Source organism: Heliomicrobium sulfidophilum, assembly GCF_057715735.1.
In genome coordinates this window covers 339,221-355,418 of the sequence record NZ_JBVTZZ010000004.1, presented here as the reverse complement: position 1 = coordinate 355,418, position 16,198 = coordinate 339,221, and the positions used below count along the sequence as shown (strand labels likewise).

The following is a 16,198-nucleotide window of genomic DNA, read 5'->3' as shown; positions in this document are numbered from 1 at the left end:
TACATAAAATTATTCGCCGTCTTTTGAATCATTCCTGCAAATCCAAAGAACTTTTCTGTCGTCACTGCGGATCAGGGAGATTTTTTCGACATCGCCTCGCCGCAAACGGCGCAGGCGGCGATTTTCCGCCTCCAGGCGAGCGATGGCGTCCCGCCGTTCACTGTCCACCGTCTCCAACAAGGCCATCAACACACGGCGACTGAGTCTTAATTGATTCAGCCGTGAGCGCAGGTAGTCCACTTCATCCTTTAGCGCTTCCAGCGATTCGCGAATACCTTCTCCCATGGGTCCCGCCCTCCTGCCTGTGTCTTATCACCATTTTATGTCAAAGGCAGGCGAACTATCCCACAAGAGAGACTTCGATCAACCATCAAGACAGACTTCGATCAATCTTCGAAACGATACCGCCTGGCGATCCTTTCGACGGCCTCACCTAATCGCGCCTCAGAAACAACCAGGGCAATGCGCACATAACCTTCGCCCCGCTCGCCAAAAGCATTGCCCGGGACGACGAGGACACCCGTTTCACGCAGCAATTCCTCGGCGAAAGCGTAGGAGGAGGCAAACCTTTTAGGCACCGGGGCCCAGACAAACATGGAGGCCTTCGGCTTATCCATCTGCCAGCCGATGCGGGCCAAGCCGTCGACGAGCACATCACGTCGGCGCTGATAGGCCCTGGCATTTTCCTCGACAATCTCCTGAGGCCCCCGCAAGGCCGCCACAGCCGCCCATTGGACCGCCTTGAAGACGCCGTAGTCGATATTCGATTTCAGGTTGGCCAGAACAGCAAGGACTTCGCCGTTGCCGACGGCCATGCCCAAGCGGCATCCGGCCAGGTTGTAGGACTTAGAGACAGAGTGAAATTCGATGCCTACCTCTTTCGCCCCTGGCGCTTGCAGGAAACTTGTCGGGCGGTAGCCGTCATAGGCCAGTTCCGAATAGGCGATATCATGGAGGACGATGATACGGTTGCGGCGGGCAAATTCGACGACGCGGGTAAAAAAGTCCAACTCCGCCGTGGCCGCCGCCGGGTTGCTGGGGTAATTCAGAATCATCAGCTTGGCCCGGCGAAGAATGTCTTCCGGGATGCTATCCAGGTCCGGCAGGTAGTTCTGTTCCCGCTCCAGTGGAAGCGGATAAGGCTCACCTTCAGCGAGGAGGACGCCCGCCGTATAGATGGGGTATCCCGGATCGGGGACCAAAGCGATGTCGCCGGGATCAAGCAAGGCCAAGCCGAGATGGCCGAGCCCATCCTGGGAACCCATCAGCGAGAGGACCTCTGTCTTCGGGTCTAAGGTGACGCCGAACCGTTCCTGGTACCAATCGGCGACGGCACGCTTGAACTCGATCAATCCATCCGTCAAAGCGTAGCCGTAGGCGTCATCGCGCGCCAGCGCATCCATCAGCGCCTGCCGGACATGGGGGGCTGGGGGGCGATCGGGGCTGCCGATGCTGAGGTTGATCACATCAAGGCCGCCAGCTTCCACCTCTTGCCGTAACGCGTCCATTCGCGAGAACATGGCCGACGAGAGGCTGTCCATCCGGCGGGCCGGTTTCCATTCAAACATGCTATGTATCTCCCCCGATAAAGAATCTTCATCTCTCATTCTAGTCCCATCCCGGGGGTGTTTCAAGGTTTCCCTGTCGGAAAGGCTGCCAGGTCTCCCAGAGCTACGGCGATAGTCAACGAGAAATGACGAAACGCAAGCGTTGAAACAGCGAAGCGCCGGCTCCCCGGCGCTTCCTCTTCAGTCCATTTCCTTTTCTATCGATGACTCGTATTCACTGCCATCGATGCATTCATTACAGGGCAGACAATCACCAACACGATCGGCGTACAGACAATTTTCACAATGGAGGTCTCGACGCTCCATGTGGCCTCCCCTTTCGTCCCGTTGCTTGTTTCTATTCTTTACCTGCGGTTCAGCAACACATACACTTGAATTTACCCTTTTAGACGTTTTGCCTAACTGGCGGATTCAGGGCGAATCAACCGGTCGCTCCGGAAGGGTTTGGTTCAACAGGCGCATCAGGTTGCCGGCGGCGACAGCCCCGATCTGGTTGTCTGAAAAACCCCTTCGAGCCAGAGCATCCCACAAACGGAGAAAACAATCAGCCCTTTCCAAGCCGCGGGCGAAACAGTCAGCGCCATCAAAATCACTGCCGATACCGACGTGTTCATAACCTCCTCCAGCCTGAAAAGCCTGCTCGATATGATCGACGACGCCTTCCACATCAGCCCTCGACTCCCCAAGAAACTCCGGGTAGAAGGTGATCGCCATGACACCACCCTGCTCAGCCAGCGCATAGATCTGGCGGTCGTCGATGTTGCGGGGGTGATCGCATAAACTGCGGCAACAGGTATGGGAGACCAGCCAGGGCCTCGAACAAAGGGCACAGAGATCCCAAAAACCGGCTGCCGCGATGTGGGCTGCATCGATGACCATGCCCAGGCTCTCCATCCGCTCAACCACCTGGCGTCCAAAACGGGTCAAGCCCCCTTTGGTCCCTTCCTCCCAACTCCCGTCAGCGAGAAGGTTGCGCTGATTCCAGGTTAAACCGATGGAACGGACACCGAGACGAAAGAACACATCCAACAGCGCCAGCGACCCGGCGAGAGCTTCCCCTCCCTCAATCGCCAGCAAAGCGCCGCAGCGCGGACCAGCATCGGCCAGTTCCCCTTTCCACAGCAAGGGAAAGAGAGATTGACGATTCTCCTTCACCATCCGGTGATAGGCTTCGATCAACTCCAATGTACGCCGGAGACTGCCGGATGGTTTGTAAGCTTCACCGATGTAAGCGGCAAAAAATTGGAGAACCACGCCCCCCGCCTGCAGTGAATTGGCGCAGATAGCAGCAAGGTCATTGCTGGAAAAGGAAAAACCGTCGTCGCGGACCTTTAACAGGGTGTCACAATGGGCATCGACAACGGGAAACAAGCCTCATCCCCCTCTCGCAACCTAAAACTCATCTCACATCTTTGAAAAAACAATGGTCACCCCCCAGCGATAGAAAACAAAGTCCAGAAAGCAAGAGACCTGCCCACGTGAGGCAGGTAGACCTTGACTTTATGTACGTAACCCTTCATTATCCTGATTCCTTTGACGCAGTTTTTATGCCCTATTACGCGGTTCCACGATCAGTTTGATCGCCGTCCGCTCTTCGCCGTCGATATGGATATCGGTAAAGGCGGGGATGCAGATAAGGTCAACCCCCCGAGGAGCTTCAAAGCCGCGTGCAATCGCCACCGCCTTGACTGCCTGGTTCAGGGCGCCCGCCCCGATGGCCTGAATCTCGGCGCCGCCTCTCTCTCTCAATACGCCGGCCAAGGCGCCTGCCACTCGGTTCGGGCTAGATTTGGCTGATACTTTGAGCACTTCCATGTCACGGCCTCCCTGTTTTTTTCATGTAATTTCCACTAATGTGTGTTTCTAGATTACAACGAAAATTGTTTTTTTTCAATCTATTTTTTCTCCATTTTTATCCTGTTAATTTGTCCAAATAAGTTCAAGAAAAGCCCACAAACGTTTCTGTCTGTGGGACGCCTGTCTCCTATACGAACCTATGGAATGGAGTGGTTTTTGGTGACGCTTTTCTTTTACCCGTCGAGTTTCTCAAAGACCCGTTCGATCTTCGTCGCTTTGCCCTTATCGGCTAAGGTGATGATGACACCGCAAAACTGGAGCGGTCCCGTCGCTGTCTCAAAGCGGACGGGAAGGCCGGTGATGAACTTGCGCAGGATCGCCTCTTTTTTCACTCCCAGCACGGAGTCGTAAGGGCCCGTCATACCCGCATCGCTGATATAGGCAGTCCCGCCAGGCAAGATACGCTCGTCAGCCGTCTGCACATGGGTGTGGGTGCCCACCACCGCCGCCGCCCGGCCATCCAGGTGCCAGCCAAAGGCCACCTTCTCCGATGTGGCCTCGGCGTGAAAGTCGATGAATACATAATCGGTCTGGCCATGCAGCGATTCGAGCATGCGTCCCACCCCGTAAAAGGGACAGTCGAGGTTATCGAGAAAGACACGACCGCAAAAATTGCCCACGGCGATCCGTTTGCCGTTAGGCAGTGTGAAAACGCCCCATCCCCGCCCTGGTGCGCCCATAGGGTAGTTGGCCGGGCGGATGAGGCGCGGCTCGCTGTCGATGAAGTCCATGATCTCCCGTTTGTCCCAAACATGGTTGCCCATCGTCAGCACATGGATCCCCCGGTCGAGCAACTCATGGGTGATCTCCCGGGTGATGCCGTTGCCGCCGGCAGCGTTCTCACCATTGGCGATGACGAAATCGATCGCCCGTTCCCGAACCAGCTTCGGCACCATCAATTCCACGGCCCGCCGCCCCGGCTTGCCAACAATATCGCCGATAAACAGAATGCGCAAATCCCTTCGGCCTCCAACATTCGTCTATTGCTTCTTACAGTTTCTCCCCCACTATGGCGGAAACTGTGGCTGCTGTCAACCACAGTTTCCCATAGAACCGATCCGGCTATGTCCCAAGTCTGGAAGTCTTACTTATTATAGACCATGACCCGGCCTTCTTCCCGGAAGGCGTAGACCTGTTGGTCATAACCCCCGCTTTTCAAACTGTCGAGCATATGGGAGATGAGCTCTTCCTGCCACAAGCGCTCTTCTTCATGCAAGGCTTCTCCCTCGTCTTCCGAGAGGATGGCCTGGCCGGCCTGCTGGTTCAGTAGGTCGATCAGGAGGGCGATCTCATTCAACGAGAGGGTCTCCACATCGCGGTAGACCTCAAGGCTAGCCAGACCGTCGCCGTGACGCGGTTCGACCGAGGTGACTGATGGAGAGAGTCCTTCCAGTTCGTGAAAGACCTCCAGAGCCGTCTTGACGCCCTGGGCGATCGTGGGCAGCTTGTCCTTAGCGCTCTCGCGCTGCAGCAGGAAGGTGAACTTTAAAACCCGGCGAGCCGGGTCATAATTGACAGTACCCACTTCCGGATAGCGGACCAGAATCGAGATAAGCAGTCCCATGCTGCCGTTCACTTCCGGTCCTTGTTTAAAACGCAAGCTCAAAATGGGTCACTCCTCGCGGCGTTCGAATGTGAACAGTTTCTACATAGGATGGCAAAATCCTTCCCTATTCGTCCGCGAACCTGGGGAAAGCTGCTGGCAAAACAGGAAGGCCGACCCGCAGCGGATCGGCCTTCGCTCGACAACGGTTTACTTGGCGTAGTCAACCGCTCTGGTTTCGCGGATGACGACGACTTTGATTTGACCGGGATATTCCAGTTCAGATTCTATCCGTTTGACAATTTCCCGGGCGACACGGAGCGACTCGGCATCATCCACCTTGTCCGGTTTGACCATGATGCGGATTTCGCGTCCGGCCTGGATGGCGAAGGCTTTTTCGACGCCTTCAAAGGAGTCGGCGATCTCCTCAAGCTTCTGCAACCGCTTGATGTAGGATTCGAGGGTCTCCCTGCGAGCGCCCGGGCGGGCAGCCGATACGGCATCCGCCGCCGCCACAAGGACGGCCTCGATGGTGCGCGCCTCTTCATCGCCATGGTGTGCGGCGATGCAGTGAATAACCTCCCGCGATTCGCGGTATTTCTTAGCCAGGTCGATGCCGATGCTGACGTGATTGCCTTCCATCTCATGGTCGACCGCTTTTCCGATGTCATGCAACAGACCGGCGCGGCGAGCCAGGACGGGATCGACGCCCAACTCGGAGGCCATCAGGCCGGCCAGGTGGGCCACCTCGATGGAGTGTTTGAGCACGTTCTGCCCATAGGAGGTGCGCCAGCGCAACCTGCCTAGGAGCTTGATCAGTTCGGGATGGAGACCATGAATGCCTGTCTCGAAGGTGGCTTGTTCGCCCTCCTCACGGATGCGCGTTTCCACCTCTTTTTGAGCCTTCTCGACCATTTCCTCGATCCGAGCCGGGTGAATCCGCCCGTCCAGGATCAGCTTCTCCAGGGCGATCCGCGCCACCTCGCGGCGGATGGGATCGAAACCGGAGAGAATGACCGCTTCCGGCGTATCATCGATGATCAGATCGATGCCCGTCAGTGTCTCGAGGGTCCGGATGTTCCGTCCTTCACGACCGATGATGCGGCCCTTCATCTCGTCATTGGGCAAGGCCACGACAGAGACTGTCGATTCGGCCACATGGTCGGCGGCGCAACGCTGAATCGCCAGCGAAATGATCTCGCGGGCGCGCTTTTCCGCCTCTTCCTTGGCCTGGTTCTCGATCGACTTGATCATCATGGCTGCTTCATGCTTGACTTCATCTTCAATATTGGACAGGAGCAGCGTCCGCGCCTCTTCTGAGGTCAAGCCGGACAACCGTTCCAGTTCCGCCACCTGCTTTTGCAGCGTATCCGCGAGACCAGCCCGGAGCTTTTCGATTTCATCTTCACGGCGCTGCAGGTTGTCTTCCTTGCGCTCCATCGATTCCATCTTCCGGTCCAGGGTCTCTTCCTTCTGAAGCAAGCGACGTTCCAGACGCTGCAACTCGTTGCGGCGTTCCCGGTTTTCCCGTTCCGCCTCGGTGCGCATCTGGTGAACCTCGTCCTTAGCCGCCAGGACCGCTTCGCGGCGTTTTGCTTCCGCCTCTTTCACGGCGTCGTCCACGATCTGGCGCGCCCGGTCTTCAGCGGAGCCGATCTTTCCTTCCGCGATGGACTTCCGGTAAAAAATCCCGCCGACAAAAGAGATGACGGCCAATAGGCCAGCAATAATCCATTCCATTCTATATTTCACCTCCTTGCTATTCCGCTTAACGATAAATAAAGTAGTTGGCAAAATAGAAAAAACCGAGAAGAAACTCGGTTTCGGGAGGGTTCATTCCACCTGCGTTGATGACGAATGACTCACAGCCTGACACATGACAGGCTGTGACGCCTATTTTCTTATATGCCCATCACAGCACCCGGAGAGGGTCGAGATGCTCCTATATCCTCACACGTAGGGAACGCTGTTGAATGTAATATATAAGAAACGCCCGTCACAAGCGATGTGAAATCTCCACGAAATAGTTTCATCCCTTTGACTATTTTAATATTTTTCAGATATTGTGTCAAGTTGTCCATGCCAACCCCGGTGGCAGGCCTAAACATCAAAAGTGAATCGCCCTTCCGCCTCCAGACTGTCCAGAAGACGGTAGATCACTGACAGGGGAAAACCCTTCTGCTGCAGATGCCGTCCCAGGCGGGCGGCCAGAGCACATCGCCCCGGCTCGTCATCGCCGACGAGTCGTCCCGACCGGGCCCACTCGGCCAACTTTTTTTCTGCAAGCCGGCGCGCCCGCGCCTCTTCTTCTGCTTCCGGGAGGAACTCATCGATGACCGCTTTCGCTTCCTCCTCTTCGATGCCGCGGACGGCCAGGTCCCGGAACAAGCGCTGGGAGCCCGTGGAGGATGTTTCCACGCGGTAGCGGGCGAAGGAACGAGCAAAACGGCTGTCATCGAGATAGCCTAGCTCTTGCAGTCGCCGGACGATATCCTCGATGATTTCCTCGGCGCTCTCCTCGGCAAGACCGGCACGGCGCAACCGCGTCTCCACTTCGCGACGGCTCAGGGAACGACGAGAAAGCCAGAGGAGCGCCTTTGTCCAGGCCTCCTCTGGCGTCACAGCTTGCTTTTCTTTGTTTCCTTTTCCCCGCCTGCCGTTGAATCCCGTAGAACCTATGGCTACGCTCACTCGTTGTCTCCTGCGGCAGGCGCGGCGGCAGCAGCCAGACGAGCGCTTTCGGTGCGTCCTCGGATGATGCTTTCGATCTCTGACGCCAAATCAGGGTGATTGCGCAGAAATTCCTTAACGTTCTCGCGGCCCTGGCCGAGGCGGTCACCCTTGTAGGAGTACCAGGCGCCGCTCTTCTCGACGATGCCCATATCGACGGACAGGTCGACGAGGCTGCCTTCGCGGGAGATGCCTTCGCCATACATGATGTCGAAATCAGCTACTTTGAAGGGCGGGGCCACCTTGTTCTTGACGACCTTCACCCGCGTGCGGGAACCGATCATATCAGAGCCCTGCTTGAGCGTGTCGACCTTGCGGACCTCCAACCGGACGGAACTGTAAAACTTGAGCGCCCGTCCACCCGGCGTCGTTTCGGGGTTGCCGAACATGACGCCGACCTTTTCGCGGATCTGGTTGATGAAGAGGCAGCAGGTTTTCGATTTGGAGACGACGCCCGTCAGTTTGCGCAGCGCCTGGGACATGAGGCGCGCCTGCAAGCCCACATGGGCGTCACCCATCTCGCCGTCGATCTCCGCCTTGGGAACGAGGGCGGCAACAGAGTCGATGACGACCACGTCGATGGCGCCGGAGCGGACCAAGGCCTCGCAGATCTCCAAAGCTTGTTCGCCTGTATCAGGCTGGGAGACGAGCAGGTTATCGATATCGACGCCGAGATTGCGAGCATAAGCCGGATCGAGAGCATGTTCGGCGTCGATAAAGGCCGCCATGCCGCCCATCTTCTGGGCCTCGGCGATGATATGTAGGGCCACCGTCGTCTTACCGGAAGATTCAGGGCCATAGACCTCGACGATCCGTCCCCGTGGGACACCGCCGATGCCCAGCGCCATGTCCAGGGCGATGGAACCGGTAGGGATGACCTCCACCGAGAGTTTTGCCGTCGCTTCGCCGAGCCGCATGATCGAGCCTTTGCCGAAAGCCTTTTCGATCTGGTTCAAGGCTTGTTGGAGCGCTTGCAGTTTGTTATCGCCAGCCATCTGCCGTGTCCTCCTTTTTCGATTAGGAGCCTGTCCAACTCTGTCGATTCGATTTGAATATACCGTTATTTCCCACGGAATGTCAACTAAAACATTTTTTTCAACCGAAAAGGATGTCGCGATAGGTGCGGTACTGCGGCCCTTGAGGCGTCAATCGGCTTTCTACGAGTCGGAGAGACTGGACGAGGTGAAGCGGCAATCGCGGCACCAACAGGTGGCGAAAAAAGCGCGCACAGCTTCTCCTCCTTAAACGAGACCCACGGTTCTACAAGGGGTTGGCGCCGCCCGACAGGACAGGTCACTGTTGTCCGCCGGCGCTGTTCGTCCCGCCGCCGGTGGTCGTTCTCAACGGGCCTGCTGCTCCGCCAGACGTTCCGTTCCCGCCGGTGATTCCCGCGCTGCCGCCGGCTCCAGCGGTTCCGGCGTCGCCCTTTGTCCCTGAGGTTTTACCGCCGCCTGCCGTCCCCCCTGTCCGGCCGGTTCCCGTTTGGGTTGCCGGTTGAGCCGGTTCTCTCGCTGGCGATTGATCACCGCCGACGTTTCTCCCCGCGCCGACAACAGCCGGCTCCGCTTTATTGATGACTGGTTTGGCGTAGCGGAACTTAAGCGTATCCGAGTATGCCGGGATCTCCACCTCAGACTGCTTGAGGATCTTCACATCGATCTTGTTTTCTTTCAGACTGGCGAGTTTACCATCCGTGACCTGGAGGTAGCGGGACAACTCATCGGCATTGCCGATGGCATCGATGACAAAGACATGATTGCGGCCGCTGCTGATCGGTGTCTTATTGATCAGGATGTTGTTTCCAGAGACATAGATCTCCGTGTTGGCCACGATGCGCTGTCCGTTGATGGCGATCGCTTCCGCACCGCCGTAGCGGAGGATGTTGACGATGTCCATCAAGTCGAAGATGTCCAGTGAAAGGTTGGGAACGAGGTGATCGTCCAAGGTCAGACGGATGCCAGGGCCTTTGACCGGGTAGTAGCCGGTGAGGATGCGCAACTGGTCGATCTCGTCAGACAGGCCAGCGCCGACGACGCCCTTGGCAACCTGCTCATACTTGGCGATCTCTGCCTTTGTGCGAGCTACCTCTTTTTCCAAACTTTCGTTGTCGTTCTCCATCTTTTCCATGATGGCCATGAGCGAGTTGCGCCGTTCCTGAATCTCGGAACGCCCCTTAGCGATCAGGGTAGCCGTGTTAAACTGGGTGACCAGCAGGATGCCGAGAGCCAGGGCCACGATGGTGGCGGCCACCTGCCATTTTTTCCATCGCATCTTAACATTGATCACATTCATGGCTGTATCCCCGCCGCATGGTTGTCCTGCACCGCTTTCGCGTATTGAAACTTGACCTCTCCCCGGTACGCCGGGATTTCGATGCTGTCGCTGGGGACGACATCAAAGACGATGCCGTACTGCTGGCGCAGGTTTTTCAAAAAGAGCGTCGTCATCGCCATATTGACGGAGGCCGTCAGCGTCTTCGGATCGCCCACGGCGCTGATGACAAAGGGCGGTGTGATGTACTCGCCGTTGACGAAGATGGTCGTCCCTCCGCAGAAGATCTCCGAGGTGCTGATCAGCCGCTGATCATTGATGCTGATCGCCTCGGCGCCGCCGGTCCAGAGGGTGTTGACCAGTTCGCGCAGGTAGGCGTCGTGGATGTAGTAGTTGTTGGGGTCATCCTTTCGGATCGTCTCCAGTTGCTGCGCCTTGGGGCTGTCGTTGAGGGTGATGAGCACCCCCGGCCCCTCGACGCGCGTCAGTCCTGCGGTGACGCGCGTCTTTTCCAGGGACTGCTGGAGGGCCTGCTTAGAGTTCTCCCCTTCGCGGTATTTTTCCAACTGGCCTTTCAGTTCCATCAGTTGGGCCGTCAGCGCCTCCTTGGAGCGCTCCGTCTGGATCAGCGTCGATGTCAGTTCGTCGACCGAAGCGGCGGAGGACTGGCGGACGATCTCTGTCTGGGTCCGCCACTGGACCGTCGTGGAGAGGCCGATGAAAAAGCAAACAAGGGTCACCACGGCGATGGCCTGGTTGCGCCGATTCCATTGCATGCTTCGCTCCCCCTCTCCCCTTGCCAGGAAAGGCCGGGCGTTCCGGCCTCTGTCTGGTTCTAGCGGGCTTTGGCCGGTTCGACGCTGATCTTACGGCCTTTGATCATATTCTGGTGCATGACGCCCATGACGCGGCCAGCCACATCCTCGGGCACCTCAACAAAGGTGAACTTATCATAAATGTTGATAACGCCGATCACATTGCCGGGAATGCCGGCCTCCTCAGCGATAGCACGAACGATGTCCTGAGGACGGATGCCCTGGGCGCGACCGATGTTCATGAACAGGCGCACCATCCCCGGTTCGGCGCCGGTGTTGCCGAAGTCAGGAGCTTCATCCTTCTCCGTTTCCGCCTCGGGGCCTTCGACGAGCAGCTTGAGGGTGGCCGCTGCGATCTCCATGGGATCGTAGTCCTCGGCCAGTTCGCTGATGATGCTCTTGTACTCGCCAAAATGGCCGGCGTCGAGGAGTTTGACAATCTTCATCTTGTGGGCTTCTTTCTGCCGCTCAACGATATCAGCCATGGAAGGCAGATCGCGCCGCTGGATGCGAGCTTTGGTGATCCGCTCGATCAGCTTTAACTGGCGGTATTCGCGGTAGTTGATCAAGGTGATGGCGATCCCTTTGCGGCCAGCCCGGCCAGTCCGTCCAATGCGGTGGACATAGGATTCAGGGTCCTGTGGTATGTCGTAGTTGATGACGTGGGTCACGTTCTCCACGTCAAGGCCGCGGGCAGCCACATCAGTGGCGATGAGCAGTTCGGCCTTGCCGTCGCGGAACTTCTTCATCACCCGATCTCGCTGGGCTTGGGTCAGGTCACCGTGAAGGCCTTCGGCGAAATAGCCGCGCGTTTCCAAGGCGGCCACCAGTTCGTCGACGCCCCGTTTGGTCCGGCAGAAGATGATCGACGAGCCGATTTCCTCCATATCAAGGATGCGGCAGAGGGCGTCCACCTTCTGGGACTCCTTGCACTCGTAGTAGACCTGTTCGATGAGGGGAACCGTCAGTTTGTCCCGGGAGATGGTGACAAACTCAGGCTCTTTCATGTACTGGCGGGCCAGTTGCTGGATCGGCCCCGGCATGGTGGCCGAGAAGAGCAACGTCTGCCGTTCCTCAGGCGTTTCCTTGAGGATGGCTTCAATGTCTTCGATAAAGCCCATGTCCAGCATCTCGTCGGCCTCGTCGAGGACGACCATGCGCACGTTGTTCAAGCGCAGTGTCTTGCGGCTCAGGTGGTCGAGGATCCGGCCCGGTGTGCCGATGACGACCTGAACACCGTAGCGGAGCGCCCGGATCTGGCGGTCGATGGACTGGCCGCCGTAGACGGGGAGGGACTTCAGATCGCTGTGGCGGCCGATCTTGCTGATCTCTTGGGCGACCTGGATGGCCAACTCACGGGTGGGGCAAAGGACGAGAGCCTGCACGCGCCCGTCGCGGGGGTTCAGCGTTTCCGCCATGGGGATGCCGAAAGTGGCTGTCTTGCCGGTGCCAGTTTGCGCTTGGCCGATCAGATCCTTGCCCTGCATGATGACGGGGATTGCCTTGGCCTGGATGGGAGAGGGCTCTTCAAAGCCCATGTCGAAAATGGCCTTGCCCACCTTCGGGCTCAGCTCGATCTCACCGAATCTCACCTTATCTTTTGACTTGTCCTGATCGTTTGCTATGTTCTTGTTTTCTGACATTTTTGCTCTCCTTCATTTTTTCTTACAACAGTTATCTTAAGGGTTGTTGTCTGACTTTTAATAAGGAACCCCTTTGCCTTCTCAAGCCCCTCTGCTTTTGCTCAACCCTTCCGCTGTTCCCTGGGACGGTCGGCGTTCCCTTCGTCCCCCAGCAGGTAGAGCCGCAACCGGTTGAGGACGGTGAAGGCTGTTTTTTCCTTGATCGTCACCCGATCGCCGAAGAACTGCAGCTTCTCCGTCTCTTCCTTTTCAGGAGCGGACAGTGCCATATAGACGAGGCCAACTGGCTTTTCCTCGCTACCCCCGCCCGGTCCGGCGATACCGGTAACAGACAGGGCCACATCGGCGCCAGAGAGGCGACGCGCCCCGCGCGCCATCGCCAGGGCCGTCTCCGGACTGACGGCGCCGTGGTTGCGAAGGATGGCCTCATCGACACCAAGGACCCCTGCTTTCGCCTCGTTCGAGTATGAGGTCACACCGAGGAGGAAATAGGCCGACGATCCCGCCACATTGGTCAGCAGGTGGCTGATGTAGCCGCCGGTGCATGATTCAGCCGTAGCCAGGGTCCGTTTTTGCTCGGTCAACAACCGCCCCACCACAGCGGCGAGGCTTTCCTCATCAGCCCCATAAACGAAGGGATGAAGGCGTCGGCGGATTTCAGCCTCCTCACAGGCGATCATCGCCTCCGCTTCCCTCACCGACGTCGCCCGCGCCGTCAACCGCACATGGACCTCCGCCGTTTTGGCCAGCAGCGCTATCGTTGGGTTCGACGCCTGCAAGAGGTCGCGCAGGCGGTCCTCCACCAGCGATTCGCCGGGGCCGATCACCTTCAGCGTCTTCGAGTGCAGGACGCCGGGGCTCACCTTCGTCCGCTCCGCTAGATAGGGCGCCACCGTCTCCTCGAACATGGGCTTCATCTCAAAGGGCGGTCCCGGCAACAGGATAACCGTCTTGCCCTCCCCTTCAAGGAGGATCCCTGGCGCTGTGCCCAAGTGGTTCGGGATGATCCGGGCGCCCGCCGGGATCATCGCCTGCTTGACGTTGTTCTCCGGCATCGGCCGTCCCCGGCGCTGAAAAAAGGACTCGATGCGGGCCAGCACCTCCCAGTCCCGCTCCATAGGCAAGCCGAAAATCTCGGCGACCACTTCCTTGGTCAGGTCATCCATGGTCGGGCCGAGTCCCCCCGTGGTGATGACCAGATCGGCCCGTTCGAGGGCCTTTTCGATGACACTCCGGATCCGCCCGGGGTTATCTCCCACCGTCGTCTGGTAAAAGCAATAAACGCCCAGCCCGGCCAGACGCTCGGCCAAGTACTGGGCATTGGTGTTCAATGATTGACCCAGCAGCAGTTCCGTTCCAGTGGACACGATTTCGGCGCTTATCATGATAACACCCCCATGCAGCTTTTTCAACGGAGGGGCGTGAAAAAGGAACGTTTAAGGAGACGTTCCTACTATTTTCTGGCAACGACGGGTGATCCTGCACGCTTCCTCTTATTATTTACCCGTTCCTTTTCCAATTATATCTTTTTCGAGCGCTCTGGGGAAGAGCAGCAGAAATGCCTGGGGCAACCTCTCTTGGCCCAAGCAGGGCGAGCCAGTAGCTGCGCACACCAAAGGCGTAAAAAATAGCCCGCTTCCTCAAAATAAAGGAGCGGGCTATTTCATATCTTTATTCAAGCCGTCCTGGCAAGCTCACTCATCTGCTGCCGGAACTCCTCTCCTGAGAGGGTCTCTTTCTCCCGCAGGCAACGGGCGATGCCCTCCAGGAGATCCCGATGCAACCGCAGCGCCTCGGCGATGAATTCCTGCTCCCGCTTCATGATCCGACCCAATTCACGGAAACGGACCGTCTCCGGGATCTCATTGCCATCGACCGGCCCCAGATCAGACAGGCCTGACAGGATAATCCGCAGGGCCAGTTGAGAGGCGTTGGCCAAATCCTGGCGGGCGCCCGAGGAGCCTTCGCCGAAAACGAGCTGCTCCGCCGCCAGGCCGGCCAGGGCGACGCGGATGCCGCCGATCAGGTCGCTGTAGGTGTCAAGCACCTTTTCTTCCGGGGGGACCTGGCGCAGGTAGCCAAGAGCCCGTCCCCGCGGCGAGATGGTCAGGCGGGCCACCGAACCAGGCCGCTCCCACTCGCTCAAGAGCGCATGGGCCGTCTCGTGAACGGAGACGCGCCACAGTTCTTCCTCAATGGCCTTGCGGTCGCCTGCTTCGCCGATGAGCACCTTTTCGATGGAATCCTTCAACTGGTTGCCATTGATCGCCTTGTCTCCGGCCCGCAAGGCAAGGATGGCTGCTTCGTTGGCCACACTCTCCAACTGAGCGCCGGAAAAGCCGATCGTCTCCCGGGCGACAGCTTCCAGATCCACATCAGGCGCCATCGGCTTATTGCGCATGTGGATCTGCAGGATATGCTTGCGTCCCTCCCTGTCAGGCAGGTCCACCTGAATCTGGCGATCAAAACGGCCGGGCCGCATCAGGGCCGCGTCGAGCAGATCAGGCCGGTTGGTGGCGCCGATCAAGAGCACCCGGATGGGATCGTCCGCTTTCAGCCCGTCCATTTCGACGAGCAGGGCGTTCAAAGTCTGCTCATACTCCAAATGGCCCCGGTCACCGCCGCGCTTGGCGCCGAGGACATCGATCTCATCGATAAAGATGATGGCGCCGCTTTTCCCCTGCTTTTTCGCCTGTTCCCGCGCCCGTTTAAAGAGGCTGCGGACGCGACCGGCACCAACGCCGGCATAGACCTCGATGAAGTCACTGCCGGAGCAGGTCAGATAGACGCTGTCCGTATAGGCGGCAGCCGCCTTAGCCAGCAGGGTTTTCCCTGTTCCCGGCGGGCCGCAGAGCAGGATGCCCTTCAGTGGGCGGATACCTAGTTCCGCCGTGGCGGCGCTATGAACCATGAAGTCGAGGGCCTCGATCAGTTCTCGCTTGGCGACGGCCTGTCCGCCGATATCATCGAAAGAGAAAGCCGTTGGAGCAACGTAATCGCCAAGCCCTCCCCCCTGGCCGATCCCTTGCCGTTCCAAGAGAAAGTAGGCCAAAAAGCCGCTCGACAAGGCGATGAACAGCGGCAACGGGTTCATCAACCGGTAAGAAAGGAAGATAGCCAGGGCGACGACGAAACCGAGGATCGCTTCTTTCCAGTACTGCAGGATGTCAGAACGGTTCATCGCCGCTCCCCCCCCCTTCCCGTGTCACGATCCGGTACAAAAAGTGATCACCGTTGACGATCCGCAGGTACACATTCTCTTCGTCTAAGGAGACATCAACCTGAGCCGACGATGCGCCCGCTCCGATGGTGTCAATCTGCTTTTTCATCTCTGTATAGTTGCCGGTGGCGATCCCTTGAAAGAGCGGGAACTGCACCTGTTCCCAAAGCTTCCAACTCGTCTCGTCAGGGTTGTCCTTCAACTGCGCCTGCGCCTCCGGCCCCAGATGCTGTCGGACAAGCTTGTTCACTTGCCGGTGAGTTTCTCCCAAGTCATTGACAAGCACCGGCGACACCTCGACGACTGTTTTTGCTGTCTCTTCGCTGTGGTTCTCGACGACGGCGCCGGGCGCCGCAGCAGCGATCGCCTCTTTCAGCGGCTGTTCCACCCCGAAATGGCTGTAGGCCGACTCGGCACCCCAGAGCAACGCCAGAGCGACGGCAGCAAAAAGCGCCACCCACAGCGGTTTAATCCCTTTCATCTCTCAAATCCTCCCCTTCCCCCAAGAAAAACAAGGGACCTTTGCAGGTCCCTATTTCCACTATTCGCAT

Annotated in this window: 15 protein-coding genes; all 15 read right to left on the bottom strand. The window is 58.1% G+C overall.

Going from position 1 to position 16,198, the window contains the following annotated elements:
• Window positions 1–9: 9 nt before the first annotated feature.
• Window positions 10–285, bottom strand: coding sequence for a hypothetical protein (locus AC0CW1_RS03300; protein ID WP_488181657.1), 276 nt, complete (start codon window positions 283–285; stop codon window positions 10–12).
• A gap of 101 nt (window positions 286–386) precedes the next feature.
• On the bottom strand, window positions 387–1,568 hold the full coding sequence (locus tag AC0CW1_RS03295; RefSeq protein ID WP_488181656.1) for an LL-diaminopimelate aminotransferase: 1,182 nt from the start codon (window positions 1,566–1,568) through the stop codon (window positions 387–389).
• 411 nt (window positions 1,569–1,979) lie between these two features.
• Entirely contained in the window at window positions 1,980–2,939 is a 960-nt protein-coding gene (locus AC0CW1_RS03290) for a dipeptidase (protein ID WP_488181655.1), read from the bottom strand.
• A gap of 174 nt (window positions 2,940–3,113) precedes the next feature.
• Window positions 3,114–3,383 carry a stage V sporulation protein S gene (locus AC0CW1_RS03285; protein WP_488181654.1) on the bottom strand — a complete coding sequence of 90 codons (270 nt, stop codon included), beginning with the start codon at window positions 3,381–3,383 and terminating at the stop codon, window positions 3,114–3,116.
• 215 nt (window positions 3,384–3,598) lie between these two features.
• Entirely contained in the window at window positions 3,599–4,381 is a 783-nt protein-coding gene (locus tag AC0CW1_RS03280) for a TIGR00282 family metallophosphoesterase (protein ID WP_488181653.1), read from the bottom strand.
• 128 nt (window positions 4,382–4,509) lie between these two features.
• Entirely contained in the window at window positions 4,510–5,031 is a 522-nt protein-coding gene (locus AC0CW1_RS03275) for a hypothetical protein (RefSeq protein ID WP_488181652.1), read from the bottom strand.
• A 147-nt stretch (window positions 5,032–5,178) separates the two neighbouring features.
• Window positions 5,179–6,708 carry a ribonuclease Y gene (gene rny, locus AC0CW1_RS03270; RefSeq protein ID WP_488181651.1) on the bottom strand — a complete coding sequence of 510 codons (1,530 nt, stop codon included), beginning with the start codon at window positions 6,706–6,708 and terminating at the stop codon, window positions 5,179–5,181.
• A gap of 360 nt (window positions 6,709–7,068) precedes the next feature.
• Window positions 7,069–7,659: a regulatory protein RecX gene (locus AC0CW1_RS03265; RefSeq protein WP_488181650.1), complete on the bottom strand. Its 591-nt coding sequence runs from the start codon at window positions 7,657–7,659 to the stop codon at window positions 7,069–7,071.
• Window positions 7,656–8,693 (bottom strand): recombinase RecA, encoded by a 1,038-nt coding sequence (gene recA / locus AC0CW1_RS03260; protein ID WP_488181649.1) that lies wholly within the window; start codon window positions 8,691–8,693, stop codon window positions 7,656–7,658. Before recA ends, AC0CW1_RS03265 begins: the two co-directional genes overlap by 4 nt.
• A gap of 298 nt (window positions 8,694–8,991) precedes the next feature.
• Entirely contained in the window at window positions 8,992–9,990 is a 999-nt protein-coding gene (locus AC0CW1_RS03255) for a DUF881 domain-containing protein (protein ID WP_488181648.1), read from the bottom strand.
• Entirely contained in the window at window positions 9,987–10,745 is a 759-nt protein-coding gene (locus tag AC0CW1_RS03250) for a DUF881 domain-containing protein (protein WP_488181647.1), read from the bottom strand. Before AC0CW1_RS03250 ends, AC0CW1_RS03255 begins: the two co-directional genes overlap by 4 nt.
• Window positions 10,746–10,804: 59 nt before the next feature.
• Complete coding sequence (locus AC0CW1_RS03245; RefSeq protein WP_488181646.1) at window positions 10,805–12,427, bottom strand: DEAD/DEAH box helicase; 1,623 nt, start codon at window positions 12,425–12,427, stop codon at window positions 10,805–10,807.
• A 101-nt stretch (window positions 12,428–12,528) separates the two neighbouring features.
• Window positions 12,529–13,812, bottom strand: a complete 1,284-nt coding sequence (locus AC0CW1_RS03240; protein ID WP_488181645.1) for a competence/damage-inducible protein A — start codon at window positions 13,810–13,812, stop codon at window positions 12,529–12,531.
• 290 nt (window positions 13,813–14,102) lie between these two features.
• Complete coding sequence (locus tag AC0CW1_RS03235) at window positions 14,103–15,608, bottom strand: AAA family ATPase (RefSeq protein ID WP_488181644.1); 1,506 nt, start codon at window positions 15,606–15,608, stop codon at window positions 14,103–14,105.
• The gene (locus AC0CW1_RS03230; RefSeq protein WP_488181643.1) at window positions 15,595–16,128 is read right to left on the bottom strand and encodes a hypothetical protein; all 534 of its coding nucleotides are present in this window, start codon (window positions 16,126–16,128) and stop codon (window positions 15,595–15,597) included. The genes AC0CW1_RS03235 and AC0CW1_RS03230 overlap by 14 nt, the downstream gene beginning before the upstream one ends.
• Between the last annotated feature and the right edge of the window lie 70 nt (window positions 16,129–16,198).